Genomic DNA, 27,000 nt, shown 5'->3' with positions numbered 1-27,000 from the left:
CTACCTTCCCGATCTCTTCTGGATCTAAGTAAAATTGCAAAGCCGGAAAAACTGCAATATCAGCCCTTTAATTACTATTAGGTCATCCACTTACTGCCATCGAATAAAGGGGAATTTTGAAAAGTATTAATCTTCTTGTGATTTCAAATAAAAATGAGAGTCCGGAAATGCGTCTATACGAAATTTTAGAACAACTAATTAAAAATGATCCCGATCTGAAGCATGTTGACTTCCTCCAACAGCGATTTACTGATCAAGGGTGTGAGGTTTTGGCAGAGGCGTTAAAAGACAATACTAGCGTTGAAAGCATTGATCTACGGAGTAATAAAATTGGCCCCAAAGGCGCCGAAAAAATTGCTGGGATGTTAAAGACGAACAGGAGTATCAGGAATTTAGACCTAAGTTTTAATGACATTGGTGATGAGGGAGTTGAGGCACTTGCTGTGGCATTAGAAACGAACGCCACACTTAAAACGCTTGGATTAGCATCGACGAAAATTACTGCTGTTGGCGCTAGCAAGCTGGCTGAAGCGTTACATATTAATACTGCACTTGAATGTATTGACATACCTTATAATAGAATTGGTGATGAAGGTACTGTAAAACTGGCTGAAGCACTAAAGACTAATAAAACAGTAGTTGAAATTTGGCTGGAAAGTAATGAAATTGCGGACAAAGGCGCGGTAAAATTGGCAGAAGCGCTGCTGGATAATCCTTCAATTTCAGTAATTAAACTATCAGGAAATCAGATATCTGCTGAGGGAGTAGCATCCTTGTTCGAGGCATTAGATATCTCTAAACGGAAGATAGAAGTCAATGTAGTTTTCAATCGTCTTATTTCTGGCTCATGGCATAGGCTTACAGCCTCTCTAATAGCCCATACTCAGCTTACAAAAGTTAATTTATCAGGAAATGAAATTATGACTTTTGGGTCAGAAATGCTAGGAAAGGCCTTGTCATTGAACAGGAGCATTGAGGAACTAACTCTTAGCCAGAATTATATTGATGATACTGGGGCTGAATATTTAGCTCAAGCCTTTAAATGCAATACCACCTTGACCAGGATTGATCTAACTTTTAATAAAATTGGTACTATAGGTCTCAGTAGCTTAATAGAAGGCTCAAAATTAAATTCAAAAATAATCTATATGCCCCTTTGGGGAAATTTATTGACTCGCGATCAGCGTTCGAAGGCGAATGAATTTCTCCAACGAAATGCCAAAATATCTGCACTAGGAAGAACTATCAAATTCTTTATCCAGGCCAGCCTTAGCTTAGATCAGAAACAAGATGAGAAATTAAATCAAGTAAAAGCACAGTTGATGCGATTCGGTGGTGAACTTGGTGCGTGCTTTGAGTATGTTAAAGGCTTGGGCGTGGACCCCATTCATCTTCATCACCAGATAGTTCAATGGCTAATAACATGCTCCCAACAAATCAATTTATTCAGAGTTAGCTATCTTTTGCAGGAGTTCAGACAATTAAATAAGCAAAAAATTCAATTACCAGCCTATCAAGAACTACTTGAGCTTCTACTTTTGGGCTGCTATAGCGAAGCGGCAAATTGCTCCAATCAGAATTCTCGCAAAGCAGACCAATTCTATAAGGAAACTATCCTATTATGTATCGAGGCCAACCATACGAGGTACAATACAATTCTCTGTGAAAGCCTGATTTCTTATTTTACCCCAGCAAAAAAAAGCCATTTCCGAACCCTCAGTTTAAGAGAAACACTAGATAACTTACAAAGTCTTTCCAGCGAAATGAGTGAAGATAAAAAAAATTTCCTAATCGAAATATCTAAGAGCTTGCAATTATCTCAAACTACAAAGGAATCCCAAAGCAATCGATTTTTTCATCCACTAAAAAGACAAATAGCAAACAATAACAGTGCAAATACTACATCTTTAACCTTATGAGTACTTGGAGTTTATAGAATTTTATCAAGCATTTAGTGATACACTTGTTCAAAGTAACGAAAGAAATGGTTATTGACTTTGCAATCATGATGGTACTTGGCCCTGTTGGTGCGGGTATTGAGATGGCTGCTTATGTTAGTGATCGAATCGATTTAGACGAGTATGATCAAGCAGTTTCGACCTATCTTTCAGCAACCTCTCCCACAGATTTGCCAGAAAGTTTGCAGAAAGAGCTCTCCCTGCGCCAGTTTTTAATGGTGGAATCGGGTTGTTTGCCTTATCTTATCTTTGTAAAGGAATCAGCGTGGGTAAGCAAAAGCCAAGCGCTGGATTAACCTTAGTTGTCGACCTGAGTGTTGACAAGATAGGAGTGTAGCACATTTTTTTAAGGCCGCTAAAAATCCTTCAATTTCTTTCAGCCAGAAATATTTGAAGAATGAAGAAATTTTATGAAACACTTTCACCATACCCAAAACTGTCAACACTGTTGACATAAATTATAGTAGTTCATTTTAAATCAATTCACTTTCACCAGATGTCTTATTATTGCTCAACTCATGTGAAGGGAGCGATTAATCGGACTTATCCAGATTTCCTCTCTATTCCATAGAAAGAGAGCTTTATTTCTCCCTACTTTTCAATGGCTTTCATAACCTTGTTGACATCTTCTTCAATAATTTTATTAATTTCTGAAATTTGATCAGAATAACCAACTGATTCAACAACCAAGTCAGCGATTTCCTCGTAAAATGCATCTCGTTCGTGATGTTGTTTTTCTAAAAAGCTTTTCATATCATCTACTGGAAGCGATGGAGTCCGGCCATTTTTCATACGGCCAAGTTGAGTTGGAATAGATACTTTCAAATAAACAACAAACTCTGTGGACAATAATTTTCGGCATTGCTCGCTTGAGACAATACACTCCTCCAATAAAACGACTATATATTCTTTTCCGGTACAATGGGAAATGATGTCTGCTTGGCACCGATTAAATGCTGCTTCACCTTGCTCTCCCAAAATATCTTTTGTAAGTCGTCCAATATAGCGTTCAATACTTGGATTTGCATCAACGAGTTGCCATCCTAATTTATTAGCCAAAGCTTCAGTAAATATAAACTTACCAGCCCCCATGTGACCCACTACGAAGATGCGCTTTATCATTTGTTAATAATCCTCTTAGCCTGAAATGTCAAAAACTCTTAAAGCAAACCACCAATACCATGTCTTTCTACAATATTGAGTAATTTAAGTATTGCGCCATGGGCATGCCGCTTCCCTTGCTCTAAGCCACGAATCATTGCAGGGCTAACATTAAGATATTTAGCAAATACAGATTGGCTTAATTTTTGTTTTTTCCGTAACTGTTGTATTTCCTCACCGGTAAATTCATGTAAAACAGGTAAATCTTGATCGGTAAGATTTCTTAATGTTTTTTTATCAATAATTTCAGCTTTGTAAAGACCTTGTGCAAGATCATTAATTGTATCTTGTATATTAGACATTTTTATTTACCTCAAACAGTTCCCCTAAAGTAATTAACTTATTTATTTGTTCATTATTAAGCCCAAGCATGATATCAGCCAATTGCTTCAACTTTTTAAGCTCGGAAGTTGTCACATTTCCTTTATCATTCTTAGAGAATAAATGTAACCAGTAAATGCCATTATCCTTCTTAAAAGCTAATATACTTCTTGAGCCTCCGCTTTTACCTCGCCCTTCATTGGTTGCAATTCTTAATTTATGAGCCCAGCTCCTAATGAATATTTTAATTGCTCATCTCTGCTTAACTTAAAAAAATCATCTAAAGTATTGATAGAACTGAGTCCTTTAATCCAATTTTATTTGCTTCATTACTAAATTTTTTTATTTTTAAGTGCTTCATGAATGCATGCCAATTATAATACCATGTATTATAGTACATAGTACTATATATTTCCAAAGGTCAAATTAACGGGGGTTTATTTAACTGAAATAAAGAAGAGATGGCAAAGCGGTAAAATATGGCCCACTACCGTTAAGTAACTTAATTAAGTTATCTATGTTAACTTTTAATGATATTATACGGGTTATTTAACTAATTGAGGGTAAACTGCTAATCGGTTATACCAGGGTTTCAACGGATGATCAAAATTTGCACCTTCAACAAGATGCACTCCAAAGAGTAGGTTGCGAGAAAATTTTTTCTGACAAATTGAATGGTGCCAAATTTGAACGTCCCGGTCTGCAACAAACTCTTGAGTTTGCTCGAAAAGGTGATGTGTTGGTCGTTTGGCGCTTAGATAGATTAAGTCGCTCTTTGAAGGATTTAATTGATGTTGTTAATAAACTGGAAGCCAAAGGGATAGGACTCCAGAGTATTCATGAATCTATTAACACTACTACAAGTTCAGGCAAATTGGTGTTTCATATTTTCGGTGCTTTAGCTGAGTTTGAGCGAAACCTTATTTGTGAGCGTACGCAAGCAGGGCTGGCTTCTGCCCGCGCCCGTGGTCGATTAGGAGGACGGCCGAAGAGCTTAAATGCTGAAAAACAGGCATTAGCCAAAAACTTTATGCTGAGCAAGAATTTACGGTTGACCAAATCTGCGAAATGATTGGAGTGTCAAAACCTACCTTATAATAAGTATCTCTAGGGTGTTTATTTGCATGGCGAACTATTTAATGCCAATTATTAGGTCGTTTCTCACAGCTCCTCTGGCTAAAGAGAATACCGCTGTCCAATAATTGTATGGCGCAACCTATTAACAGAAGCAAGCTACCACACAGGGTTAAATTTTGTGAGCCTTTTCCGACCAATCTATTATCAATTAAAAGATGTTAAATCTTCAAATTGACAATAAAAAGGTTAAACCTCTAATATTTCCCTCTGATGTCACAATTGTCTTAATACAATGCCTAAAGTGATTGCCATTGCGGGAATGGGCCTCTGTGGAAATGCAATTTTTTGTCGTTTAAGTCAACTGCTTGCAACAAAGAATAACGATGACGTTACTATCTTAATCTTTGAACAAAATCCACAATATCTAGCTACAGGCTTTGCCTATTCTATCAATAGCCCGAAATTTTGGACCTTAAATAATCCAGCGGATGGTTTCAAGTTTATTTCTACTACAGATAGCCTAACAGAATGGGTAGATGCCAATACAGACATGCTACAACATGATTACCCGCATATAGATAAGCAATATATTTCTCGTGCAATAGTGGGTCGTTACTTACGCGCCCAATATGAAAAGCATAAAGCACTGGCTAAATCATTGGGAATAACAGTCAAAGAAATTTTTTCGCCAATCTCTGATATTTATTCGCTAAATGAAGGAAATTATCAGATAGCATGTCTGGATCAAACCTATATTGCTGATTCGCTTTTTATAACCACCGGCCATTTAACAAATTCTTTTTTTCATTCTGTCGAGAAGCAGCCAGGTTTTTTCCGTTTTGAAAACACTACAGGGAATCCAGATGCATGGGATTTAGCAGATGATGTGTATATCATTGGTGGTCAAGCAGCATTTGTTGATGCCGCACTCTGGTTGATCATGAAAAAGCAGTACACAGGAAAGATACACTGCGTCACGCGAAATCCTAGTATTTTAACAACCAAAGGCAATACAGATAGTTGTAATACTACCAAACAACAGGAATTATCAAATAGTCTACAAAAAAGCCTTCCTGGCAGCTTAACCTTTTTCGAAGCGAAAACATCATTTTGGAATGCTTACCAAAATGACGCTAAAAATCCTGTCGATCCTACTCATCATCCTGACTCATTTGAGACTTTACGTTATCAAATGAACAAATTTGATCATCTTCCAGAGGGTAATCCTATACCAGGTAATATTGATGAGCTACGAGCATTTATAAAAACTTTTTATTTTAGTGGTTGTTATACTCACATGTGGCAAAGTTTAGATGTAGAAGGTAAAGAGCAGTTTCTAAAATACTTCTATTCTCTTTTAATGGCTTATTTGACTGGAATCACCCCAGTGAATGCCAGAACTATGCTCCATCTCTATGAGAACAATAAGATTATTGAACATCATGGTCTGGTCTCTGTAAGCTATGATGAAGTAACTCACAGGTTCCAATTATTATTCTCATCTGGCGAAACTTTAAATGCTGCAACTCTAATTGACGCAACTGGATATCGTTACAAACCGGACCCCAATAGTGTTAAGCCCATGTTATTGGACAAGCTGGCAAAAAGCGGATTAATAAAGCCTAAGGCTAATGGTGGCATTCATGTAACGGATCATTATCAAGTCATCGATGTACATGGAAATGTACATCAGAATCTGGTGTGTGTGGGTCCCGTAGCACATTACAATCATCCTGTGCCTACTCCTCATTCGTCATTCATGGTTGAACATGATGTAAATTTGGTGATGGATCATTTTGCTTCTATGCTTTTGCCAGAAACCGCTAGTGAGGGCAGGGAAGAGCTGGCAAGAGGGTTTGTGATGTAACACCGGGGTATTTAAGACTCTCCCCGGATGTTTTCAATGAAACGCTCCAGGTTTTCTATAATTGATAACAGGTTCTCATTTAACTTGCTAACTTCTTTGTCGGGTAAATTACCAGTAGACAAATTCTGCATCAACATTCCCTGTGTTTCTAATTTACGGCAAGCGTATTTGGCTTTTTCAGTAAGAAAAAAATGGTAGCAGCGCTTGTCAGATTCACTTCGTACACGTGTAATAAGCTGGTCTCTTTCCATCTTATCAAGTATACCTACTACGGTAGGTTGTTTCAGTCCGGCGCTTTTTGTAAGCTCCATTTGCGTTTGGCCGTCCCGCTCCCACAAGCGAACCAGAAAAATAGTCTGACTGTAGGTCACACCCAGCTCTTCAAGGTTGAGATTGGAAACACGTTCAAATAAGCGGGCTGCTTTTTTAATCAAGACACCAGTATGTTCATTTAAGTTAAATGTCATGGATTGTTCCTTTTTTCATTATTATATAGGCCACTATATATATTGACAAATATTATATTCTGTCACTATCATGGCGACACTTTTTTAGTTATAAAGGGATTTAATGATGTTCAAAAAAAGCTACAGCCTATTCCTTGCTTTATCGATTTTCAATAGCTTCACTTATTCCTCTTCTACCAATTCCACGTTAGCTGTTGTGGAGGAAAATGCCGATCGTATCAGTTTTTATAATCCTGAGACTGGTGCAAGAAAAGGGAGTCTGAAACTTGCCTTCCTTCCTCATGAGATTGCTGTTACAAAAGATGGAAAAACGGCTTATGTCAGCAATTTTGGTATTAGGGACTACGACAGCGGCTCTGGCATACCCGGTGTGTCCATTTCTGTTATCGATTTATTAAATCAAGTCGAGAAATATCGTTTATTTACTTTTCAGTCACTAGAAAATAAGGACTATTCAGACATCGATAGCGCGCCTCATGGTGTGAAGTTAAGACCTCCTTTTGAAAAACAGCTTTATGTTAATGTGGAAAAGGGTGGGAAGATCCTTGTCTTTGACATCGATACCAAAACGATTGTGAAAAAAATTGCGGTTAGTCCAAATACGCATAATATTTTCTTTTCCAATGATGGAAAAACATTGTGGTTAATGGCGGGTAAGGACGGTGTCATCCGAATCGATCCTGATTCAGGAGTGATTACGGGGAGCCTCACATTGCCCTCTGCTGTAAGGGGCCTGAAATACACGCCAGATAATCGCTCTTTAATGGTATCCGCTGTCAATCAGATCGTGTTTATTGATCCAGAAACGTTTGCCATTCAAAAACAACTTACTAATTTGAATTTAGGACCGATTCTTTACTCAGATATTACGCCGGATCAAAATTATGTATTAGCACCTGCTCCCTTTGATCACCAGGTTGCTGTAATTGATGTTCATTCAGGTCAGGTTATAAAACGTTTAGTCACCGGATTAAATCCGATTAATGTTTTAATTGATCCAGAAGGTTTATATGCTTATGTATCTAATGCAACCGACAAGCATTTATCTAAAATAGATTTACATAGTTTTGAGCTCAGCTCTATTGCAACCCATGCTGGACCCAATGGTTTGGCATTCATCCCTGAATGTAACCCAGGTTCACACAAACAACTGCGTATGGGGGTTGCTTTACCATTGACAGGAGAAGAGGGGTCTAAAGGGCGTGAAATGCTAAGAGGATATGAATATTGGAAAAGTACAGTTATCCAAAGCGGCGGACTGTTAATTGACAATCAAGTTTATGATCCCGATATTGTTTATCTGGACACTGAATCCAGGAAAGATAAACTCATAAGCCTGACTCAGGAACTGCTCAATCAATATCGGATACAAATTTTGTTATCTACCTATGGTATTGATAACTACAATCTCGAAAAAGAAATAGCAGAAGCAAACCAAATTATTCTAACCCCAGCAGCCGAAGAATCAATTTGGAGAGCTGATCATATAGCTCGAGGTTATGATTATTTTGTAACAACAAACCTTTATGAGAAAGGCTATATTACACAATACAATTTTAAACCTACTTCCTGGTCAGCAATGGCATCCGTCATCGGTTTGAAATTCCAAAATGCATCTCAATCAGCTAATACTCTGGATTATCAACAAATAATCACTTTATTAAATGAGGGTGAGTTTCATCTCTTTTACCCCTAAACCTCATACAAATGGATAAGCTCAGCTATAAAATTAAGGATTTAAATTATGTTTCTCCACCCTAGGTTGCTGTTTATAATATTTATTTTATTGCTGTGTACTGAAGTACTAGCACATAATGAAGAATATGTCTTTGATCCCAATGATCCCCATCACAGTCTTTATATTCCTGATGCAACGATGCGCTCACCTGCTATTTTATTGTTGCACGCGAGTACCGGTATTGAAAAAGTGAATTATGATTGGGCCACCCGATTAAAAGAGCATGGGTACGTAGTTTATATGATAGACAGTTTTAAACCCAGAGGTTGGGAAGACCGTCGCTCAGTAGGCTGGGAAAGAGCAACGCAAGCGCAGCTTGATGATATCGTTCCTGCCTACGAATATCTTAGGCAGCTTCCTTCAGTTGATCCTGCCCGGATAGGGCTTTTAGGATTCTCCATGGGAGGCTTTGATGTATTGAAAATCATGGCATTATCACAACAAGATCCTAAACCTTATCAAAAGCTTCCTTTTAAAGCAGCGGCTTCGTTTTATGGCGTATGTCATCGTCTTGAAGACGGAACAAAACTAAGGGCAATCACCAAAGTATTTATTGGAGAAAATGATGATCGCGCAACCACCAAAGATTGCATTCAGCTAGTCGAGCAAAGTTCTGATAGTCATCGAAATGTTTCCATAAAAATTTATAAAAATGCATTGCATGGGTTTGATAACTTTGAGTTTCCAGCTTCAAAAGAGATTATTGACGAAAAAGGAGAACCTTATCACATTGGTTTTAATGAAACAGCAAGAGCACAGGCATTGAAAGATTTACCCGAGTTTTTTGATGACAATTTAAAATAACCCATGAGAATCAATAACCAATGGTGTTTTATGATTATAGATAGATCAAAAATAGTTGCGATAAGTTTGCTTCTGCTATCAATTATTGACAATAGCTATGCATCTATTGAAGAGCAACAAAAAATAAATAAACAAATCGTCACTGAGTTTTATAATAAAGCAATTAATCAAAAAAACTTCAAAGCAGCATCAAAATATCTGGGCACACATTACAAACAACATAATCCTGCTGCCGCTGATGGAGCTGAAGGTTTAAGAGCATATATTCAATATTTACTTGAATTTTATCCTAATTCTCATAGTGAAATTAAACAAATTTTTGCGGATGGGGACTATGTAATTCTTCATGTACACTCTATTCGTGAGCCTGGCACTCGAGGTAGAGCTATTTTTGATTTATTCAAGTTAAAAGACGGGAAAATCATGGAGCATTGGGACACGATCCAAGATATCCCAGTAAAATCAGCCAACTCTAATAGCATGTTTTAAAATTTTCACCACAAATTAGTGGCAGTTTAAAGTAATCGAGATGACATTCTCTAGTAGTCCTCATCTGTTCAAGAAGTTGGAGTTATAGAAATAAAAGAACTCCGTGAAGTCTAGTTAATATATTTTTGCTAAAGAAGACGCTTCCACATGCTCGTGGTATCGTTTCACAGAGCGCGATTCGCCAAATAACCCGACGCGATAATAAGCGAATGCTTGTAGAATTGATTTAGACCCTTTTTCTTTGTGATTTAAAAACTCTTCTAACGTTCCTGTGCTCTTACTTTTTGCGTTATTTAGAGACTGTCGTAGTTCACTTACCTTGCGCACACTTTGTATTCCCACACAAAATAAACTAGCGCGTTCAATGGCGTTGATTGTATCTTGCATGATTATTGATAACTCTTCGATGGCTTTTGGATCATCCAGAGGTTCCTGAAGCTCAGATGGAGTAGGGTGAGGCTGTTGTGGAATAGTTGCGCTCGTTTTTTCTTTGGAGAGAGCAAGCAATTCTTCAATTGAGATTGGGATGCCTGATATTGCTGTGGAAGTCATGTTATTCTGAATGGGCTCTGCGGTCATACTATAGAAAAAGCGATGAATAGACGGCCCTTCTTCTTCTCTCCTTCCTATAACCCGAATGGTCTGTATTGGATTGAAACAACCACTATAGAATATATCAGGGTTGGGCTTGTCGGCGGCGCTAAGGAGAAAATGGCAATTCCAGAGATCAAAGCGATAACGCTCTCCGCTTAGGACATTGAATAAATTATGTTTGTCAAAAAATTGCTCCAGCTCATCAATAACCCATATTATCGGAAGTTTTTGCAAAAGATAGACATGAGGATTTAAACCATATAAAGAGAGTGTCTCAATCTTTAGATTGGTGGGAGAAGTCAATCGTGATAGGGGGCAATAGATAACTAGAAATCGTCCTTCACGATAGTTATTCAAGGTGTCTAGTGCAAACTTTTGGAGGAAGTAACTTCGTTGCTGGGCTGGTAAATCGTTTAGTAAAGCAATAACGGTTGTCACCGATTTTTGTTTATATGTTTGGTGAATTAAGTTAGATAAAGGAACCTGACTTTCATTTTGGCTAAAGTGTAAATCTTTCGAATTGTTGCTGCTCGTGTCCAAAGCGTTTGTTAGATACTCCCGCATTCGTCGAAATCCAGGAATCCAGGGGTGTTTTTGTATATTTTCTTCGGTAAAAAAATCAGACAATGGGGGTGGTGATAAAACTAGTTTTAAACATAATTCTTCCTCAGAATTCAAATACATCGAACCTGAAAAAGAATCGGTCCTCAACAAATTCTTAAATTCTTTAATAGTTAAATAATCAATTCCTTCCCAGAGTATATGTTGAAATTTAAACGTGCGATCTTCTTTTTTTAGTCGGGCTGTAACTGTTGCAAAAAAATCACCACTCTCATAGGTAAGTTTTAAGCAGTCTCCTTGCGTAAAAAAATTGCGCTTCCAGTAAACGGTGAGCATAGTGTTTCTACATTATAACTAGTTGTAATTAAGCATATCGGGTTTGAGTTATAATGTCTAAACACGGTTTTATAGCTTTGAATCAGCAAGGATACTAAGTAGTGGCATTTTAGCTAAATCGATGAATTGTTCCCTTTTGTCTATAAAAGGTTGTAAGATCAGAAAGCGGGCACTAGACTTAACCAGGAACGCGCATCAGCGATGCGCATGGAATTAATTCAAGGAGGAAGACATGAGCATCTTTGGTAGCATCGTTTCCGCAATTTTTGGAACTGCAAAAGCAGCTACAGCAGTGGTCACCGGCGGCAATACGGCGGCGGCCCCCTCTACCCGAAAGCCGATGACACGAGCCGAAGTCGAAGCTATGATCCAAAAGATCGCCGATACTACGGGGCGTAAGGACTACAATTGGAAACAATCCATTGTCGATTTGATGAAACTGCTAAACCTCGATTCAAGCCTTAGCGCTCGCAAGCAGCTTGCCCAGGAACTTGGCTACACTGGAGCCCTCAACGGTTCGGCTGAGATGAATGTCTGGCTTCACGAGCAGGTTATGATTAAGCTTGCCGAAAGCGGCGGTGTCGTGCCTGACAGCCTTAAATAAAAATACGGAAAAGAAACAATGCGGTCCTCCGAGTGGCCGCATTTTGTATAAATTAAAGGGTAAATGATGTTATTGAATTAAATGCTTCTTTACATCCTTTCCTCACAACAGAGCCAGCTACTGCAAAAAGATTGTTTGTAAAATGATAGGAAATACTTCCCCATAAACTCCCATTATTTTTTCTTACCAGTTCTTCAGCATTAAAAGCCAAGTAGGTCGTTTGTAGTCTTGCTAATTTAGAATGGGCTGAACCCAGATAATGCTTGTGATTCTAAGTTCGGCAAATGCCGCTAGCTAGTGCATCCTCATTTGAAACAGATGGAGCAGGGGAGGTATGATGACTCCGCCAGAAGCGCTGGATGCTAATAGCCGCTTTATTTTCTACTTCTAATTGCTTTTTTCTATTTTTTATCATTAATTCCATCTTTGTGTCCAGGTACTCTTTGGCTTTGCCTAGAGTTTCAAGAGATACACGAGGGTCGTATATTTTAATATTTAACAAACTTAGTGGAGTTAGTTGAATATTATCCATAATATTGTCTTGAGCGCCGTGTTTTAGTAGTAACACAGCAAAATCAAATTTTTCCTCCCATAAGGCTTTATGTAATAGTGTATGGCCAGTATCAGGCGCTTGTTCATTTTTGTCTGGAAAAAAATTCAGTAAATATTCAAAATCACAAATATTATTATCGTCCATAGCTGTAGATAGAGATGAGTAAATATCCGCTCCATCAGTAATAACAGAGTATGTTACTTGTAAAAGCAAATCAAAATAGGAACCATTTATCATTGCTATGCAATGAACATCAAATTCATATAGTCCATCTGTATTTGCAGTGCATGTTGGCGAAAAAGGTTGATAATCACCTTGTACCAATGAACTATTTTTGGTACTGCAGAAATTAGGTATATTTATCGGAAAGCACTCATCTGAAGATATACCAATTCTTTTGGCCAGGTGAACAAATAAATCAGCTAGCATAAAGCAGTTTGCTTTGATTCTTTCGTTTTCAGGTCGTTTGTAAATATCAACTGATTCAGCATTACCTTCGTATATCCATTTTTTTTCTTTAATAAACCTGGAAGTAACATCAAATAGCAAATCAATATCTGGGCGATTTGTTTTTGCGTGTCTTCTATAATTTCTCAATATCGCATCTTCAATCGTTACCATTATTGCCTATTTGATTATAGTTTAAAAAATACATTGTACTTTAAGACGAAAAATAATCAATGGAGCAAAAGTTTGAACAACAATGGTTAATCAGTACAGGTCTTGTACTGATAGAATTGAAAATAGAGGGGCAAGTTGTCATATAGAGACCCACTAAGTCTGATTATTTTGATAATCAGACTTAGCGGGTCAGGAAGGGAGCGAGTACCATTATAGTACATCAAATGCTCATAACCTCCTGCTTGACTAAATTCCGAGCATCGTCTAAACCATCTACAACAACCTCAGGTCCGCACTATGCTTTTCATATCTATCTCGTACAAGAGCTCGAACACAATCCTCCAAATGATTAATTGTTACAATCTCCTTATTTTTATGCCGTTCGCTTCGTGGTATAAAGGTAAACTCTTCTCGTAACTCAACTGATACAAATAAGCCGACTATAGCTGAATGCATTTCCAGCATTTCGGAACTATTTATAAACCGATCTCTTTTTCTGTATTTTTCAATAGATTCCGCTCCCTGGTTTATTAACCTAAATGCGTAATTCTTATAACTATCAGCCATATTTAGCAAAAGGTCCTTAAGTGAGAGATTGATCTCCATAATTTTTAAATTAAATATATCTGAAAAAATATGCTTAAACATATCTTTTGATGCTTCTTGTTTTCTTTTGCTAAGATAAACTGCATATGCACCCAGAGAAATAATAAATTCAATTAAAAATAACTCGGGATGCTCTTTATCACTAAAATCATGTCTGAATTTCAGCACTTCGACTATTTGCTTTGACGAGAATGGTTGATAGTTGCCTTTAAGCTTTTCAAAAAAATCCACATTTTTTCTATGTGGTCCTGTTTGCAGATTTGAAAGCGCTTGTAGTGCCTCCTGATTTATCTTGTTTATCAATTCAGTTGTTTTGCATGGCATGGATTAATCCAATTAAAAGCGTAATTGATCATTATGCTTTTAATATAGTCTTTAATGGTTTATCTCGCTATAGTTTTCAGGATAACGATCTATTTCAGGATCCCTATCTGTTAGTATCTCATTTTTATGGTTAGTCAAAAGAAACTGGGTTTGCCATTTCAGGATTTCAGGTAACTTTTTGGGGTATTTTAGAGCATCCTGTAAACTTAGATGGGAGGGATAAGGATTCTTTATTGGCTCATTGCGTAAATGCTTTTCTAAGAGGTATTCTACTATCTGTGCATCCTGAAGTTTGCATATTTTTTTTGACATTCTAGCTTTTCAATTTCATCTTTTACCTGGAGAATGGCTGTATCACTCAATAATCCTTCATTAAAACATTTAGGGTTTTCAGCCAGCACACGTGCAGCCTGCGTAGTTAATGATTCAACTTCTTTCATAATGCTCTTTTTTATTTCATTTGAACTACTAATTCGGTAGGAAACACGAACCGTAAGTTCCCGCCATAATGCCACGGCAACACTCTTTAAAAGGTGGCCTTACGAAGGACCACTCCCAATCCCAACTTGTTGATCAGCTTCGTCAGAATCTTGTACCTCAACAAGCGGTACAGAGAAACCTGATTGCTTCAGTATATTTCCTTGTATTTGAGCAGCTTCTTGAAAGAAATTGCTTTTTCCTTGAAAAGTCTTGGAAATTTGCACTCCAACAACCACTAAAACACTTGAAATCATTGCAAGGAAACTATAAAAAGTAGATTTAATTTTTGCATCACTTTCAATAGCTCCTTTATGTTCAGAGCAAACAAGCGTTGTTTTTCGTTCAAAATTCGCGCTTTCTTTAATTTGCATAGCAGGAGAAAGTGCAAAATGCTGGTCAACCAAAGCTTTTAATTTCACATAAGCAGATTTTAATTCATCAGTATATGGATTTAAACCTGCTGTTAAATGTTGGATGCTTGCTTCAATCTCTGCTAATTTATTCCGAGCAATTTTTTCTGGATTAATGAAATTCTTTCGTAAAAACATCTCTAGAGCCATATTTAAAGCATGAAACGCTTGACTCTCATCACGATTATCCGACCAGCTCAATTCGCGTTTAAATGCGCCTAAAACTTCTCCAAGATGCGGATGGATTTTAATTCCGCTAACTGCGGGCTTTATAATGTTCTCCATGTGCGCCAGATATTTATCAGGCTCTAAACCATATTTTTCTGCTGCATCTTCATAGATTGCAAAAGACACCGATGTTAGAGCCCTTTGATTTGTTGTATCCTTAGGGTTTCTTAAATAGTTAATTAGTGCATCTCTAAATTGTTGGCTTAATTTTTTAGACATAGTCTATTCACCATGATCTTAATTAATACAAACCATAGCAAATAAATATTAAGTAAACGTTAACTAATGCATAAAAAAATAAAGACTTAAGACCAATTACGATATGTTATGGGTAGTTATGTCAACTCAGAATGGTAAAATTATAGCCTCAACCATTTGCGGAAGCTGTGGACGCAAAGCCGTAAGAATAAAATTTACCAGGCATTTCGTGAGTTAGGGCGAGTACGAACAATATTCTTGCTCAATTACATCAACGATATACAGTTAAGACGAGTTATTCATGCTGCCACCTGTAAGACGAACCTTCATTCTTATTGACATTAATACTACAATTATTCCCAGAGGCAGCAAGCATTGGAATACCTATTATGGATAAAAAGATTGCAGTAATTACCGGATGTTCAAAACTATCTGGTGTGGGGTATAACCTGACGTGTGCACTACTTGAGCGAGGATTCACAGTGATTGCCACTGTAAGAAATTTGGAAACATCGGAATTAAGCAAGCTCAATGTTCCCAATCCTGAAAATTTGGATATTCAGGTTTTAGATCTTTGTCAAAAGGACTCTATTGATGCGTTTATCAAACTGATATTATCTCAATATTCCTATATTGACATTCTGGTAAACAATGCAGCCAATGTGGCAATCGGGCCTGTGGAATCAGCCGCAGACGAGGATGTTTTAACGACCTACCAGACAAAAGTATTTGGTCCTTTGGCCTTAATTCGAGGATTTGTGCCAGTTATGCGCCAACGCCGAAGAGGATTATTGACTACGACCTCCTCCATCTTTACTTCGTCGCCCATCAGCATGCCTGGCGTGGGAGTCTATTTTTCAGCCCTGGCGGCTTTTGAACGGCTGCAGGAATCACTGGCCATTGAGCTGGCACCATGGAATATTAAGGTAATTAACTTCCAGGCAGGCCCTATTGCTACTGAACTGACCCGCTTTGAAGGGTCAAGAACCGATGTTATTAATGAGCATTATAAAAATTTTACACAACAGGCTTATCAGTGGTATGACCCCTCTTCTTTTCAAACAGGAACAGAGGTTGCAAAAGTTTTTGCAGAGGTTATTGAAGCGAAGGAGCCGGATTTATGTTATCAAAGCAGCGCATTTGGGAAGAAATTTGTAGAGACCTTTAGAAATGATGCCACTGGAAATCAGTCTTTTAATGCATTAGTTAAGCATTTTGAAAATCTATATCACGAGGATAAAAGCGATTGGAAAATCCAAAGACCGACAAATAGCTAAGCCCCCTTCTGCTAGTATTGCCCGGTTCTTGATCTATACTAATAAAAGTCCGTATTGATGGTTATTATTGTATGAATCTAACCGAAGAAGATGCACTAAAACTGCAGCGTCAGCTAGCGCAATTACTGGAAGATTTTATTGAACAGATGCGCAAAGCCAATAAAGATCTTAATAAAAATATGATGGGGTCATCTCCTTTTGAAGCAATAGCCCGAACTGAAAGCGCAAACGATGCAGCTTATCAGAGTTATCTTGCTGTACAAAAACAGAATAATGCTAAAAGTGACGAGGCATTCGACGCTTACAGAGAGACCTGTGAGCGTAATAATGCTAATTCGGCAGCTGCTTTTGATAGTTACAGAGCCGGAGAAATGACCTACGAAGAAGCGGTGGCTATTAAAGAAAAAAATGATTTAGCCAATGACAAGGCCTATGATTTTGCCTGCTCTATTAAACACCAGAATGACAAAGCAAGTGATAAGGCCTATGAGGCCTATTTGAATGCTTTTGATGCCAATACCAAAACATGCGATCAATTTTTACAGAATCAGAACAACTGCTCGCTCTCTGATACAGTAAGCAGTAATTTAGCAAACAATCTCGAACCCTCCCCAGAGAGCACAGCCGATGCAGAAGACCAGGAAGCTGCTGAATTAAATGAAGAAGAGGCTCCTGAAGAGAATGCTTCTTCCTCATTACGCTAGATATTTTAACATTCAATCTGATCTAACAAATCAATCTGTTCGTTTAGATTTCTCATCATATTTTCCCAATATACTGGTGTATTGAACCAGGGAAAACTTAATGGAAAAGCGGGATCATCCCATCGCTTTGCCAGCCATCCTGAATAATGCAGCATGCGTAATGTGCGTAGAACTTCGATTAAATGACGTTCGCGCAGATTAAAATCGTGAAATTCATAATAGCCATTTAGAATTTTTTCAAGCTGTAACTCCATGTGTTTCGGCTCGCCTGAAAGTAACATCCAGATATCCTGTATGGCAGGTCCCATCAGGCAATCATCCAGATCTACAATATGCGGTCCGGAGTCTCTCCATAGTATATTAGCGGCATGACAATCGCCGTGCAGTCTTATTTGATCGAGACCGCCTACCCATTCAAATATTTGTGTTATTTTCTCTAATGCTGTTTCAACGGTTTTACAAAAATTAGAAGTTAAATAGTCAGGGATAAAGCCTTGCTCAATGAGAAGACGATACGGTTCAAAACCATAAGTTTGTGTATTCAGGGAGATACGGTGCTGGAATGATCGGCTGGCACTGACACTATGCATGCGCCCTATAAACCGTCCCATCCATTCTAATTGTTCATCATTATCTAACTCTAAAGCATGACCCCCACGCCTTGGGAAAAGTGCGAATCTGAAATCCTGATGATGGTGTAAGGTTTGATCGTTTACAATTAGTGGAGCAATAACGGGAATTTCCTGTTCCGCCAACTCCAGTGAAAATTGATGTTCTTCCAGGATTGCCTCTGAGCTCCAGCGATGAGGCCGATAAAATTTCGCAATAAGAGGTTCAGCATCCTCAATCCCTATTTGATAGACACGGTTTTCATAGCTATTGAGTGCGTGGAGGCTCCCTGTGCAAAGAAAGCCGATACTCTCAATTGCATCCAGAATGGTATTGGGATTAAGTGCTGCGTAAGGGGTTAGATTACTTTGATTCAAAAGATTCTTGCCTATGCTTCGTTTAAGCCTAGTCTATAGATCTTTCTTAAAAAGTCATCTATAAAAAATGAAAAACCAGAACCTTTATAAGCATATCTGAAGTTTAATCACTTTGTTGAGGATTTAGATCTTTAAAAACACAGTGCTCATTTTTGCAAAATACTGAAACCTGCAAACTGAAAGTTCCATCTCGAAAACGATGAGAGACATAACCTAAGAGCTGCTCTTTTTTAGTATCGCTAACTTTATACAGAGAGTAGCCAATACCAGCCTGATCACAACCTTGTTTTTTTGCGATAACAAGCTCTGTGCTGTCACCAGGTTGAAGTACTTCCGGACCGCTCTGCATAATACATCCCGAATCGGGCCAGAATCTTGTTTTAACTAACGTATATTGCTGAGAGCCTTTATCACTTTGATTGATAAATTTGGAGCTATAAGTATCATCGGCCTGGCTTATAGAAGGCAAAATAAAAAAACACAAAAACGAAGCTAAAATCCCGGCAATTTTTAGCATATTAATTCCTTTTAAGAGCGTTTAGCTTAATTGTAGATGAAAATGTTAAAAAATTTCATTGACGCACTAATCGAAAATTCAGACCTTGAAATTTAGACTTTTCGGTGGAACGATAGGGATTAATATCCAGGCCGCCCCGTCTCGTATATCTTCCGTACACGGTTAGTTTTTCCGGCTGACAGCGATTCATAATGTCCGCAAATATGCGCTCGATACATTGTTCATGGAATTCATTATGATTTCTGAAAGAAACCAAATATTTCAATAATCCCTCTCTGTCAATTTTCTTACCGGTATAAGCAATTTGTACCGTAGCCCAGTCAGGTTGATTAGTTACCAGGCAATTGGATTTTAACAGATCGGAGTAAAGCGTCTCCTCTACTCGCACATTTTCTGTGCAAAGATAATTGGGCTCAACTTGATACACAGAACAAGTCACATCAAGACCATCAAGGCACTCGCCAGCAGCAGTTAATTCAATGTGATTGTAGCCGGACTCTGTTAAGCTAAGAATACGAACCTGCACATCCCCGCCAACACGTTGCGCCAAATCCTGTTTAACGATTTGTTTTACTGCTTCATTATCTTTAAACCGTGTATTGTTGAATGAATTGAAATACAGTTTTAATGATTTTGATTCAATGATATTTGGTGTTGCACAGTCATAGATAATTTCTGCGATGGCGACGACAGGCTTCCCCTTCTCATTGAGCCATGACACTTCATAATGATTCCAGCAATCAAAACCGTAAAAAGGCAGAGCCATTGGATCAATGCCAATTTCCTTGCGTTTGGGTGCACGAGCTATGGCGAATAAGCGCTCCGGATTATAGTGATCATCATATTCAGATGACTGCCCTAGCTCCGATTGCTGGGGGTTTACTGATAATTCGTTCATGCGATTAATCTCTGAAAGGCAGAGGCAAGTTGAGTCATCTTCTGCGTTGATGAATTAGTGTTGTAAGCTGGTGATTGTACCAGGAAATAAAGCACTGGACCACATTCATAATGGGTTCTTTAGTAATGGGAGCTCTGGATTATACGTTAATATTTCCTTAATCAAGTGCGGTTAATATAAAACCTGAATTTCGCATTATGAGCCAGGTCCAATGTCGAAAATTGTCTTATTTATCCCTTTTTCTGCCACTGAAAATAACTTCTCACTTTATTTGCGAGCAATCAGCTGGCGCTATAATTATCAGCAAACTAAAAATAAGAAAGAAATCAGCATTGTTACTTACCGCCATTTTGATGAGACAGACAATGACTATAAAGAATATGCCGATGAGTTTAACTTTAGCGAAGAAAACTGCCCCAAAGGTTCGACTGTTTATGTTTTGGCAGACGGTACAGGACAATCTGAATGGGTCAGTAATATTAATTCATATTATAAGACATTGGGAGACGATACTTATGTCTTACCAGTTAAGCTAATGGCTGAACGTCTGAAAACATGTGGATTAACGAATCAGATTGCCAGTGAGCTCAAGGCCCTGAACTTATACATATGTGAAAAAAATAATAGTAATCGGAATCTAGCTGTTCATTTTGCTCAGTCCCTGGGAAAGAATTATCAAAGTCTAAATTTATTTTATTACACAGCGACACTTATAGTGGCATTTCCCTATACACATGAGGACAATGATCTAAATCATCGCGCAGAAGCTGGCTCCGGTGAGTGCATAGAGAGAGGAACCCCCAAAGATTTTCGGCAGCAACTACCCCTTGATAGTTTAACTTTTGAAAACCAGTCCGATTTTAATGGATATTCCAGGGCCATTTACTGGGAACCTCAACCACAGCCAAGAGTCGTCGATTTAGAGGATGACTGTGAAGTAGACGGTTTAGCGCTTGATAAATTAAATCTTTCAGAAGATACCTCAGTGGTTGCCCCCATGGTTGAAGAGCCAGATTCTCCGAAAGAAATGGCTCTTACAACAATAAAAGCAAGCGTCAACCACTGGCAAGAAAATCTGGGTTTTTTCTCAGTTGAGGATCTTGAGCCCGAAACTGAGGAAGTTTTCCTTAGGCCGTCAATCGTTTGCGATTAATAATATCCCTATTACTGGGGTATGCAGTTCTCAACAATCAATTGTTGCCGTACGACATCCCTATCCCTTCCATGATTTTCCTGGGCAGGAAATAGAGAAGTATAGTAAAGATAGGGATGGGCTCCTGAATATTGAAAATTTCTATCTCCATTCACATTTGGGCTGCCGGGGTCTAGCATGCCTGGATAAGCTTGCCCGAATACGTTGCCTGCATTTTGCCATTGGTCAAGCCAGGTAATTTGACGCAGAAAATATTCTTTAAACAAAGAACCGGTATTGGTTGCTGATGTCAGAATGCCCGTATCGGGATCAAGATTTGCGAGGGTATAGACAAATGCCTCGATGGATTGACCTGACTGAGAGTAATTGGTGTCCAGGCCGATAATGATAAATTTTTGGAGCACTGAATTATAAGTCCAGGAAAAGCGATAATAATTCGGTAATACGCTGTGGCACAAGTATTGTTCCGGGTTTGTCGGATCATATTCCGGAACAAGAGGAACCGTATAAGCTTTACCGTCAAAACCAAGCCATCCTCGGGGATTCGCTAGATTGTCATTACGATAAATACAAACTCCCGCGGCAGGTGCGGAACTGTTAAAAGGCTGCAGATTCTGCTCAACTAAAATATAGAAATAGTCTCCCCATTGAATAATATTACTCTGCGCGAACATTCCCCCTTTACCACTGCTGTTAAAAGGATATGGGGCGACAATAAGCGGTATATTATATCCTGGCTGCTGTGCATTGGTGTAAAATTGAAAACTGTTTCCACCGTCTGTGGAAGAGGCGCCAATCAGATTTCCATACACATCATCCACGTTGGATGGAATAATATGATATTCATTATGAACAAATGTGAAAATATTTTGCCCATCCAGGGTAAAAGGCGTAACCATCCAGATTTCATTGTTGTAGCTCGCGATTGGATATTCATTCGGTGTGGTATTAAATTGACTTTCCAGCCAGGCAACGCATTGATTGTTTTCCTGATAACGTACCAGACTGGAAATAATATCTTTGGCACCATCAGCCACCGGCACCCCTACTGATTTAAAATAGCCCTTTGAATTACTTGCAAACCACCAGACCGTCTGATCCGCTGCAATAAAAGGCCGCGCCGGGTTATCCGAATAGTCGCCATTAGGAATTGGACATCCGCTGCTATGATCAAATACGGTTTCCTCAGCGGGATTTTGTATTCGCATCGGCCCTGATACGGGATCGCAGGATGGGATGGAAAATGCAAGAGTCGTTTTGGTAAACAGAAGTGCCAGCAGAGGCAGTGATATCCTTTTCAAAGTAATGATTCCAAAAAACCAGCATTCTAGCTGAATCCAGTGCACAGAAAAAGAGAATATTACATAATTTCAGGCACTGGGAGCCGCCGTCGCCTCAGCTTCTTCAGATAAATCAGGCGGCGGTTTTGCGGCCATGATCTGGGATTTAAAATTGTTTTTAAATGAAGAAAAATTTTTAATTCCCTCTGACGAGCTTTGCTGCTCCGCGGTTACTGCCACGGGCTGGGCTGGTTCAGCCTTTTTTTCCTGGCTGCTTTCCAATGCGGCGGAAGTTTTATCGAATGCGCTAATCGCTGTCTCTAAGGCTTTTTTTGTTGTACTGAAAAACATCGCAAGCTGACCTTCTGCCTTCATATCCTTCAGAACATTAGATACCTGCGCCTTGGATTGCTCCACAGAATGTTTATCGGTGAGATTGGGCGATTCGATAGCTTTAATAGCTAATTCAATATTATCAATTTTTTTAGTGAGCATTGCCTCTTTTTCTGGGTTATTTTCCAGATTACGTATATTCGCTTTTTGGCCGAGTAAATCCATTCGTCGGTTAACAAGCGTCTGATAAGCGATAGCGATATCAATTTCCGCAGACGTTTTAATTATTGGAGGAGGCCTTCCTTCGGCAGTTCGACTATAAGCTTTTAAATCTTTTTTGTCTGGATCCGGATTACTAGTCCAGGTATCAAATGCGCGTTTCGATATAGCGATCGCACCTTTGTCATTTTGCTCTGCAGGGATCCAGTTGTTCTTTTGACCATTAGGATTTGGCTTAACCAGGATCATATCGTTGATAACGACCATTCTTAGTTTATCTTTGCTGTTTGATTCAAACCATTTTTCAGCCATACGTGAGCCCATGTCACCAAATTTGAAACCACTGGCTCCATAGGCCTTGGACTCTGGTATGCCCTGAGTTGAGTTCATATCAAATTTTTGCTCTGCATCAAATTGATCAGTTTTCCAGGCACGACGAGAACCCAGAAAAGAAACGACTTTCTGGAACAAGCCAGGCTCCTCGCCCTCGACTCTGCAAAATACGTGCTTGGTATTGGGCAAGGCTTCAATACGAGGCATCAATTTTTTGATGGCGTTCAAAGGCTTAATCCACATTGAAAAGGTTTCAGGTATTACTACCCCTACTCCAGTATCCGTTTTAAACAAAGCTTCCTGAACTCGATCTTTTGCTTTTCCAAGAACAGCACTTTGTTCATGTAGATCTTTTATTCCCGTATAACCTTTAGCAATCGAGGCCTGAATGGCCAGTTTTCTTATTTGGGATACTTCCCGGGCTACCCCGCCATCCACCGCCACTACATCATTTCCTGACATATCACCAGGCACCTTAGGCATGAACTGCGCAGTAGTTTTCACTGCCTGAACAGCCGAAACTGTTTTTCCAGAACTTGAAGGGCCTGCAACGATAACAACTGCCCGCTTGGACCATTTTTCACCTTCATAATGAGTTGTTGAAGCGCTGAATACCCCTTCGCGGTATTCCTTGCTATTCATCTCCTCCTCAAGTGCAAGCCGATAAAGTTCTGCGCCATCCTTACCTAAAAAACTCTCCATTGTAATTGTTGCCTGCTCTGGATTTGTTCCCCGGGTATCTGGATCTCCAACCTTGTATTGATTGCTTGTCTGTGAATTTATTTTCTCGACATGCTGAATAAACATCTTTCTAAAAAACTCAGGATCACTCATCGAAACATTAGGAAGTACATTGTTTCTGTTAAGATAGCTATCTACCTTTTCCCGATGCTGCTCCTGGTAAGATCCGACACCGGCATATAGTTCCGTTTGAGCATCAGTTGATAGCAAGCGGTTAACTAATTGGTAATTCGATTCTTTATGCGGTTGTTGATAGACACCAATTTGCGCAAAAAGCTGGTCTGACAGTGCCATAAAAGTCACACTCGACAAGGTTACTTCTTTATCAATATATAGCACAATAATTAAACAGGCGCTTAAGGGGCATTATTCTGCCTGCTCAGATTTATCAAATTTTTGAAATAGTGATTGACTCACCCGTAGAGTCAACGTTAAATAGACGACTGGAATATGTTTTAAATAAATTTCTTATTAATTTAAGGACAAAAGATGAGGTTTTATAAGCCAATTTCTTTAGCGATTGGGATTTTATTTTCAGTAAACAGCTATGCTGACGGCATTCTTGAAGATGAACCCTATCTCATTGGATGGTCCAAAGTGATTACATTGAGTGCGGGGCCTGCCTGGGCCTGGCCGGGCGATGACCAGACCTTGGGTCGTCTTTATATTTATCCCGTCAATTTCGATGAAGTGCATCGTTTCAGGGGAAGCAAGGATGCCAGCACTCTTGGAACTGGTGAAGTCTTTCTGGCATTGCAACATCAGACCGGACCGAATATGATTGGCCGGCTCGGACTTGCTTTTGCCGGGTCCAGTCAGGTAGAAGTTAATGGAACAATGGATTTAATTGGTGTTCCAAGCGTAGCAAACTATAGCTATCACATTAACCACACTCGTGTAGCAATAAAAGGTTTATTGGCTACAGAAAATCCAGGCTATTATGTGCAACCTTACCTGAGCGGCAGCTTCGGTATCGGCTTTAATCATGCCTACAGTTTTCAGACACAGCCCCCTGTTTATCTGCTGAATCCTGGCGTCGCATTATTACAACTTGGCTATCAGAGCAACACCACCCAAGGGTTCTCATTTACGCTGGGTGCCGGGGTTCAAAAATCACTGAGCCGTCATTGGCAAGTAGGACTGGGATATGAGTTTGCTGATTGGGGTAAGAGCCGATTAAACAATGAGATGCCTGATCCCTGGGGTTACGGCTCTCCCAAGCTATCCAATTTATATACTCATGAATTGCAGTTTAGCTTAAGTTTTATTTGCTAGCCAGGCAGATAATCGCCTGCTGCCGCGCTTTCCACCAAGGCGCGGCGATATAATTTAACTTAACGCTTCACTACAGCCGCAGTCATTCTTGATACACAGGTTTTTTTCCCGCGTTCATCAAAAATATTGATCTCCCAAACCTGAGTAGTTCGCCCCAGATGTATAGGTGAAGCGATTGCAGTTACAATGCCCTCCTTGACCGCGCGAAGATGATTCGCGTTGATTTCCAAACCCACGCAATAATAATTCTGCGGATCAATCACTCCATTGGCAGCCATACTGGCCACCGTTTCTGCCAGCGCGACATTCGCTCCGCCATGAAGAAGACCGAAAGGCTGCCTGGTTCGATCATCAACCGGCATGCTTGCCTTTAAAAAATCATCGCCTATTTCCAAAAACTGCATACCCAAAACTTCTGACATGGTATTTTTGATATATTGATTAAGCTGTTCAATCGTAATTTCCCTGGACCAGATAGCCATCAAGATCTCCTCAAAGACTATTATTAATGAGAGAGTCTTCACCAAACTGTGTCATGCCATGTCATCTCGAACGCAGTGAGAGATCTCCCGATGCTGGCACAAACCGAAATCAGAGAGATCTCTCACTGCGTTCGAGATGACGGCCTGCGTTCGTGATGACGGCCTGCGTTCGTGATGACGAGGGCCTGTGAGTAATGACACAGCTCAATGAACACTCTCATTAATGATCATAGTTGACCTCATTTACAAAGCAATCCGTCTCCGCAATAAATAAGCTAAAATATAAATATAAGCATAGACAGGGAAATCAAACATGACATTTGTACAGCACTGTGAGAATTGTGGCATCAAAGTAGAGATTGAGGATACAGACAATCTCGATTTGTCTGTTGAGAAAAAAGAAGAAATGGAGACCGAACCGCAGAAACCCATTTTATGTACAAACTGCATTCAACAAGCAAAGCCAATGAACATCTAATCTCAAGCACTTATCACCGCTAGAGTAAAAGATAATCAATAACAAAGGGAAAAAAGATTAAAAAAAGTCCAAGCCCCAAATAAAGCATAAACTGATCCTGAATTCTTTTTTGCTCGTTTTCTCTGGGGCGCAGCATGTTAAAAGCCACGAAAAGCAGCACTATTCCAACAAGGGTACAGATTATTTGAACAAATAAAAATAGAGACATTTAATTTCCTGTCTACGCATTATTTCCCTTTTCAGGAAGAGGTACATTGTTCTTCCCCGCATTGCGGGGATACAGGTTTTGAGAATGCGATCATCATGCTAATCAGAAAAGATAAGGCCTAGTGTTTGTCTTTCTTATCAGCCGCTCTTTCTGAGCGTTTACCGGGCTTGTTCTGGCTCATGGAACCATTGCCCTCAGGCTTGGATACCTCTTTCTTATATTGCGGCATTCCAGCGGCCTCAGCAACTTCACGAACGATCTGAGTTGGATCGATACCTTCCATTGCAGCTGGATCCAATACTTGCTTAGCCGTATTTTGCCAGGCTGTCATTGGATTAAATTGACTCATGTTTGACATGGCGGTATCAAAAGCACTTTTCCCTGCTTTTGATTCTTCTCTCATTTGACCAAGTCCTTTCAATAATTGCAGCATGGCTCGTTCAGATATTTCATAAGATTTTTCGACATAATCAAGCCACTTGTGTCCAGAATCAATCAGGGCAAAAATTTGTCTTTCCCAAATCATTTCGGGCCGTTCAATTTTCTGTAAGTTTTCTGGCTTGAAAGCCTGGAATGACTGCAAGGTTTTGATATTCAATTGCATCATTTCTTCCATCGGCTTTTGTATCTGTCTTGCAAATTGATTTAGCTGATTTATATAATTTTCCATAATCATGACAATCCCCGTTCTGTTGCATTGCACAATAAAAGATAGTCCT

Annotated in this window: 30 protein-coding genes and 1 pseudogene; 14 read left to right on the top strand and 17 right to left on the bottom strand. The window is 39.2% G+C overall.

From position 1 onward, the window contains the following. Positions 1–116: 116 nt before the first annotated feature. Together E1O89_RS12470 and E1O89_RS12465 are read left to right on the top strand one after the other, a co-directional pair. Complete coding sequence (locus E1O89_RS12470) at positions 117–1,919, top strand: hypothetical protein (RefSeq protein WP_133140420.1); 1,803 nt, start codon at positions 117–119, stop codon at positions 1,917–1,919. A 65-nt stretch (positions 1,920–1,984) separates the two neighbouring features. Then, entirely contained in the window at positions 1,985–2,254 is a 270-nt protein-coding gene (locus E1O89_RS12465) for a hypothetical protein (RefSeq protein ID WP_133140419.1), read from the top strand. 295 nt (positions 2,255–2,549) lie between these two features. Here E1O89_RS12465 and E1O89_RS12460 read toward each other — a convergent pair whose 3' ends face one another. From E1O89_RS12460 to E1O89_RS15805, 3 genes are read right to left on the bottom strand one after another with little or no spacing between them, the layout of a single operon-like run. Further along, entirely contained in the window at positions 2,550–3,080 is a 531-nt protein-coding gene (locus E1O89_RS12460; RefSeq protein ID WP_133140418.1) for a shikimate kinase, read from the bottom strand. A gap of 38 nt (positions 3,081–3,118) precedes the next feature. Beyond that, positions 3,119–3,421: a helix-turn-helix domain-containing protein gene (locus E1O89_RS12455; protein ID WP_045105560.1), complete on the bottom strand. Its 303-nt coding sequence runs from the start codon at positions 3,419–3,421 to the stop codon at positions 3,119–3,121. Beyond that, positions 3,414–3,650, bottom strand: coding sequence for a type II toxin-antitoxin system RelE/ParE family toxin (locus E1O89_RS15805; RefSeq protein WP_410054772.1), 237 nt, complete (start codon positions 3,648–3,650; stop codon positions 3,414–3,416). The genes E1O89_RS12455 and E1O89_RS15805 overlap by 8 nt, the downstream gene beginning before the upstream one ends. Positions 3,651–4,008: 358 nt before the next feature. Here E1O89_RS15805 and E1O89_RS12445 point away from each other — a divergent pair. Together E1O89_RS12445 and E1O89_RS12440 are read left to right on the top strand one after the other, a co-directional pair. Continuing rightward, positions 4,009–4,538: pseudogene (locus E1O89_RS12445) on the top strand (recombinase family protein). A gap of 271 nt (positions 4,539–4,809) precedes the next feature. Further along, positions 4,810–6,384 (top strand): FAD/NAD(P)-binding protein, encoded by a 1,575-nt coding sequence (locus E1O89_RS12440; RefSeq protein WP_133140417.1) that lies wholly within the window; start codon positions 4,810–4,812, stop codon positions 6,382–6,384. A gap of 11 nt (positions 6,385–6,395) precedes the next feature. Here the strand turns inward: E1O89_RS12440 and E1O89_RS12435 are convergent, their stop codons facing one another. Further along, positions 6,396–6,851, bottom strand: coding sequence for a MarR family winged helix-turn-helix transcriptional regulator (locus tag E1O89_RS12435; RefSeq protein WP_133140416.1), 456 nt, complete (start codon positions 6,849–6,851; stop codon positions 6,396–6,398). Between the two features lie 103 nt (positions 6,852–6,954). Between E1O89_RS12435 and E1O89_RS12430 the strand changes: the two genes are divergently transcribed. Genes E1O89_RS12430 through E1O89_RS12420 form a run of 3 tightly spaced genes read left to right on the top strand, consistent with a single transcriptional unit; the run spans position 6,955 to position 9,882 of the window. Beyond that, positions 6,955–8,547 (top strand): hypothetical protein, encoded by a 1,593-nt coding sequence (locus tag E1O89_RS12430; RefSeq protein ID WP_133140415.1) that lies wholly within the window; start codon positions 6,955–6,957, stop codon positions 8,545–8,547. A gap of 48 nt (positions 8,548–8,595) precedes the next feature. Continuing rightward, positions 8,596–9,393 (top strand): dienelactone hydrolase family protein, encoded by a 798-nt coding sequence (locus E1O89_RS12425; protein WP_133140414.1) that lies wholly within the window; start codon positions 8,596–8,598, stop codon positions 9,391–9,393. Positions 9,394–9,423: 30 nt separating this feature from the next. Continuing rightward, complete coding sequence (locus E1O89_RS12420) at positions 9,424–9,882, top strand: ester cyclase (RefSeq protein ID WP_133140413.1); 459 nt, start codon at positions 9,424–9,426, stop codon at positions 9,880–9,882. Positions 9,883–9,996: 114 nt separating this feature from the next. On the opposite strand, the gene E1O89_RS12415 is transcribed toward E1O89_RS12420, so the two are convergent. Next, positions 9,997–11,373, bottom strand: coding sequence for a hypothetical protein (locus tag E1O89_RS12415; RefSeq protein ID WP_133140412.1), 1,377 nt, complete (start codon positions 11,371–11,373; stop codon positions 9,997–9,999). Positions 11,374–11,605: 232 nt separating this feature from the next. On the opposite strand from E1O89_RS12415, the gene E1O89_RS12410 reads away from it, so the two are divergent. Continuing rightward, positions 11,606–11,977 (top strand): DUF3597 domain-containing protein, encoded by a 372-nt coding sequence (locus E1O89_RS12410; RefSeq protein WP_133140411.1) that lies wholly within the window; start codon positions 11,606–11,608, stop codon positions 11,975–11,977. Between the two features lie 271 nt (positions 11,978–12,248). Here the strand turns inward: E1O89_RS12410 and E1O89_RS12405 are convergent, their stop codons facing one another. From E1O89_RS12405 to E1O89_RS12395, 4 genes are all read right to left on the bottom strand, one after another. After that, a complete protein-coding gene (locus E1O89_RS12405; protein ID WP_133140410.1) occupies positions 12,249–13,151 on the bottom strand; it encodes an ankyrin repeat domain-containing protein in 903 nt (300 codons plus the stop codon). Between the two features lie 273 nt (positions 13,152–13,424). Beyond that, on the bottom strand, positions 13,425–14,081 hold the full coding sequence (locus tag E1O89_RS12400; protein WP_133140409.1) for a hypothetical protein: 657 nt from the start codon (positions 14,079–14,081) through the stop codon (positions 13,425–13,427). Positions 14,082–14,353: 272 nt separating this feature from the next. Further along, positions 14,354–14,521, bottom strand: a complete 168-nt coding sequence (locus tag E1O89_RS15470) for a hypothetical protein (protein ID WP_165483150.1) — start codon at positions 14,519–14,521, stop codon at positions 14,354–14,356. 99 nt (positions 14,522–14,620) lie between these two features. Further along, the gene (locus E1O89_RS12395) at positions 14,621–15,418 is read right to left on the bottom strand and encodes a hypothetical protein (protein WP_133140408.1); all 798 of its coding nucleotides are present in this window, start codon (positions 15,416–15,418) and stop codon (positions 14,621–14,623) included. Positions 15,419–15,574: 156 nt separating this feature from the next. Between E1O89_RS12395 and E1O89_RS12390 the strand changes: the two genes are divergently transcribed. The 3 genes from E1O89_RS12390 (at position 15,575) to E1O89_RS12380 (ending at position 17,378) form a co-directional block, all read left to right on the top strand. Then, a complete protein-coding gene (locus tag E1O89_RS12390) occupies positions 15,575–15,736 on the top strand; it encodes a Tn3 family transposase (protein ID WP_133140407.1) in 162 nt (53 codons plus the stop codon). A 50-nt stretch (positions 15,737–15,786) separates the two neighbouring features. Continuing rightward, positions 15,787–16,674, top strand: a complete 888-nt coding sequence (locus tag E1O89_RS12385; RefSeq protein WP_262337511.1) for an SDR family NAD(P)-dependent oxidoreductase — start codon at positions 15,787–15,789, stop codon at positions 16,672–16,674. A 71-nt stretch (positions 16,675–16,745) separates the two neighbouring features. Continuing rightward, positions 16,746–17,378 (top strand): hypothetical protein, encoded by a 633-nt coding sequence (locus tag E1O89_RS12380; RefSeq protein ID WP_133140406.1) that lies wholly within the window; start codon positions 16,746–16,748, stop codon positions 17,376–17,378. Positions 17,379–17,383: 5 nt separating this feature from the next. On the opposite strand, the gene E1O89_RS12375 is transcribed toward E1O89_RS12380, so the two are convergent. From E1O89_RS12375 to queF, 3 genes are all read right to left on the bottom strand, one after another. Next, positions 17,384–18,364 (bottom strand): serine/threonine protein kinase, encoded by a 981-nt coding sequence (locus tag E1O89_RS12375; RefSeq protein WP_133140405.1) that lies wholly within the window; start codon positions 18,362–18,364, stop codon positions 17,384–17,386. A 103-nt stretch (positions 18,365–18,467) separates the two neighbouring features. Further along, positions 18,468–18,881, bottom strand: a complete 414-nt coding sequence (locus E1O89_RS12370; protein ID WP_133140404.1) for a hypothetical protein — start codon at positions 18,879–18,881, stop codon at positions 18,468–18,470. A gap of 55 nt (positions 18,882–18,936) precedes the next feature. Continuing rightward, complete coding sequence (gene queF, locus E1O89_RS12365; protein WP_133140403.1) at positions 18,937–19,779, bottom strand: NADPH-dependent 7-cyano-7-deazaguanine reductase QueF; 843 nt, start codon at positions 19,777–19,779, stop codon at positions 18,937–18,939. 211 nt (positions 19,780–19,990) lie between these two features. On the opposite strand from queF, the gene E1O89_RS12360 reads away from it, so the two are divergent. Beyond that, complete coding sequence (locus tag E1O89_RS12360) at positions 19,991–20,932, top strand: hypothetical protein (RefSeq protein WP_133140402.1); 942 nt, start codon at positions 19,991–19,993, stop codon at positions 20,930–20,932. Positions 20,933–20,943: 11 nt separating this feature from the next. On the opposite strand, the gene E1O89_RS12355 is transcribed toward E1O89_RS12360, so the two are convergent. Together E1O89_RS12355 and E1O89_RS12350 are read right to left on the bottom strand one after the other, a co-directional pair. Next, positions 20,944–22,233 carry a hypothetical protein gene (locus E1O89_RS12355; protein ID WP_133140401.1) on the bottom strand — a complete coding sequence of 430 codons (1,290 nt, stop codon included), beginning with the start codon at positions 22,231–22,233 and terminating at the stop codon, positions 20,944–20,946. 69 nt (positions 22,234–22,302) lie between these two features. After that, positions 22,303–24,132: a hypothetical protein gene (locus tag E1O89_RS12350; protein ID WP_133140400.1), complete on the bottom strand. Its 1,830-nt coding sequence runs from the start codon at positions 24,130–24,132 to the stop codon at positions 22,303–22,305. A 195-nt stretch (positions 24,133–24,327) separates the two neighbouring features. Between E1O89_RS12350 and E1O89_RS12345 the strand changes: the two genes are divergently transcribed. Further along, positions 24,328–25,113, top strand: coding sequence for an outer membrane beta-barrel protein (locus E1O89_RS12345; protein ID WP_133140399.1), 786 nt, complete (start codon positions 24,328–24,330; stop codon positions 25,111–25,113). 59 nt (positions 25,114–25,172) lie between these two features. Here the strand turns inward: E1O89_RS12345 and E1O89_RS12340 are convergent, their stop codons facing one another. After that, positions 25,173–25,595 carry a hotdog fold thioesterase gene (locus E1O89_RS12340; protein ID WP_133140398.1) on the bottom strand — a complete coding sequence of 141 codons (423 nt, stop codon included), beginning with the start codon at positions 25,593–25,595 and terminating at the stop codon, positions 25,173–25,175. Positions 25,596–25,908: 313 nt separating this feature from the next. Here E1O89_RS12340 and E1O89_RS15465 point away from each other — a divergent pair, with 313 nt between their 5' ends. After that, the gene (locus E1O89_RS15465) at positions 25,909–26,073 is read left to right on the top strand and encodes a hypothetical protein (RefSeq protein WP_165483149.1); all 165 of its coding nucleotides are present in this window, start codon (positions 25,909–25,911) and stop codon (positions 26,071–26,073) included. Positions 26,074–26,092: 19 nt separating this feature from the next. Here the strand turns inward: E1O89_RS15465 and E1O89_RS12335 are convergent, their stop codons facing one another. Next, entirely contained in the window at positions 26,093–26,281 is a 189-nt protein-coding gene (locus E1O89_RS12335; RefSeq protein WP_133140397.1) for a hypothetical protein, read from the bottom strand. Positions 26,282–26,399: 118 nt separating this feature from the next. Beyond that, the gene (locus E1O89_RS12330) at positions 26,400–26,951 is read right to left on the bottom strand and encodes a hypothetical protein (RefSeq protein ID WP_133140396.1); all 552 of its coding nucleotides are present in this window, start codon (positions 26,949–26,951) and stop codon (positions 26,400–26,402) included. Between the last annotated feature and the right edge of the window lie 49 nt (positions 26,952–27,000).

It is taken from the genome of Legionella genomosp. 1 (assembly GCF_900640215.1).
Taxonomy (GTDB): Bacteria; Pseudomonadota; Gammaproteobacteria; order Legionellales; family Legionellaceae; genus Legionella_C; species Legionella_C quinlivanii_A.
This window is presented reverse-complemented; position numbering and strand designations above follow the sequence as displayed.

Coding starts and splice junctions, on each gene's coding strand:
- E1O89_RS12335 (WP_133140397.1), bottom strand. CDS start 26,281: ATGTCTCTATTTTTATTTGTTCAAATAATCTGTACCCTTGTTGGAATA.
- E1O89_RS12345 (WP_133140399.1), top strand. CDS start 24,328: ATGAGGTTTTATAAGCCAATTTCTTTAGCGATTGGGATTTTATTTTCA.
- E1O89_RS12460 (WP_133140418.1), bottom strand. CDS start 3,080: ATGATAAAGCGCATCTTCGTAGTGGGTCACATGGGGGCTGGTAAGTTT.
- E1O89_RS12395 (WP_133140408.1), bottom strand. CDS start 15,418: ATGTCTAAAAAATTAAGCCAACAATTTAGAGATGCACTAATTAACTAT.
- E1O89_RS12410 (WP_133140411.1), top strand. CDS start 11,606: ATGAGCATCTTTGGTAGCATCGTTTCCGCAATTTTTGGAACTGCAAAA.
- E1O89_RS12400 (WP_133140409.1), bottom strand. CDS start 14,081: ATGCCATGCAAAACAACTGAATTGATAAACAAGATAAATCAGGAGGCA.
- E1O89_RS12455 (WP_045105560.1), bottom strand. CDS start 3,421: ATGTCTAATATACAAGATACAATTAATGATCTTGCACAAGGTCTTTAC.
- E1O89_RS12370 (WP_133140404.1), bottom strand. CDS start 18,881: ATGCTAAAAATTGCCGGGATTTTAGCTTCGTTTTTGTGTTTTTTTATT.
- E1O89_RS12435 (WP_133140416.1), bottom strand. CDS start 6,851: ATGACATTTAACTTAAATGAACATACTGGTGTCTTGATTAAAAAAGCA.
- E1O89_RS12415 (WP_133140412.1), bottom strand. CDS start 11,373: ATGCTCACCGTTTACTGGAAGCGCAATTTTTTTACGCAAGGAGACTGC.
- E1O89_RS12360 (WP_133140402.1), top strand. CDS start 19,991: ATGTCGAAAATTGTCTTATTTATCCCTTTTTCTGCCACTGAAAATAAC.
- E1O89_RS12440 (WP_133140417.1), top strand. CDS start 4,810: ATGCCTAAAGTGATTGCCATTGCGGGAATGGGCCTCTGTGGAAATGCA.
- queF (WP_133140403.1), bottom strand. CDS start 19,779: ATGAACGAATTATCAGTAAACCCCCAGCAATCGGAGCTAGGGCAGTCA.
- E1O89_RS12425 (WP_133140414.1), top strand. CDS start 8,596: ATGTTTCTCCACCCTAGGTTGCTGTTTATAATATTTATTTTATTGCTG.
- E1O89_RS12405 (WP_133140410.1), bottom strand. CDS start 13,151: ATGGTAACGATTGAAGATGCGATATTGAGAAATTATAGAAGACACGCA.
- E1O89_RS12380 (WP_133140406.1), top strand. CDS start 16,746: ATGAATCTAACCGAAGAAGATGCACTAAAACTGCAGCGTCAGCTAGCG.
- E1O89_RS12430 (WP_133140415.1), top strand. CDS start 6,955: ATGATGTTCAAAAAAAGCTACAGCCTATTCCTTGCTTTATCGATTTTC.
- E1O89_RS12330 (WP_133140396.1), bottom strand. CDS start 26,951: ATGGAAAATTATATAAATCAGCTAAATCAATTTGCAAGACAGATACAA.
- E1O89_RS12340 (WP_133140398.1), bottom strand. CDS start 25,595: ATGGCTATCTGGTCCAGGGAAATTACGATTGAACAGCTTAATCAATAT.
- E1O89_RS12350 (WP_133140400.1), bottom strand. CDS start 24,132: ATGGCACTGTCAGACCAGCTTTTTGCGCAAATTGGTGTCTATCAACAA.
- E1O89_RS15470 (WP_165483150.1), bottom strand. CDS start 14,521: ATGAAAGAAGTTGAATCATTAACTACGCAGGCTGCACGTGTGCTGGCT.
- E1O89_RS12385 (WP_262337511.1), top strand. CDS start 15,787: ATGGATAAAAAGATTGCAGTAATTACCGGATGTTCAAAACTATCTGGT.
- E1O89_RS15465 (WP_165483149.1), top strand. CDS start 25,909: ATGACATTTGTACAGCACTGTGAGAATTGTGGCATCAAAGTAGAGATT.
- E1O89_RS12420 (WP_133140413.1), top strand. CDS start 9,424: ATGATTATAGATAGATCAAAAATAGTTGCGATAAGTTTGCTTCTGCTA.
- E1O89_RS12465 (WP_133140419.1), top strand. CDS start 1,985: ATGGTTATTGACTTTGCAATCATGATGGTACTTGGCCCTGTTGGTGCG.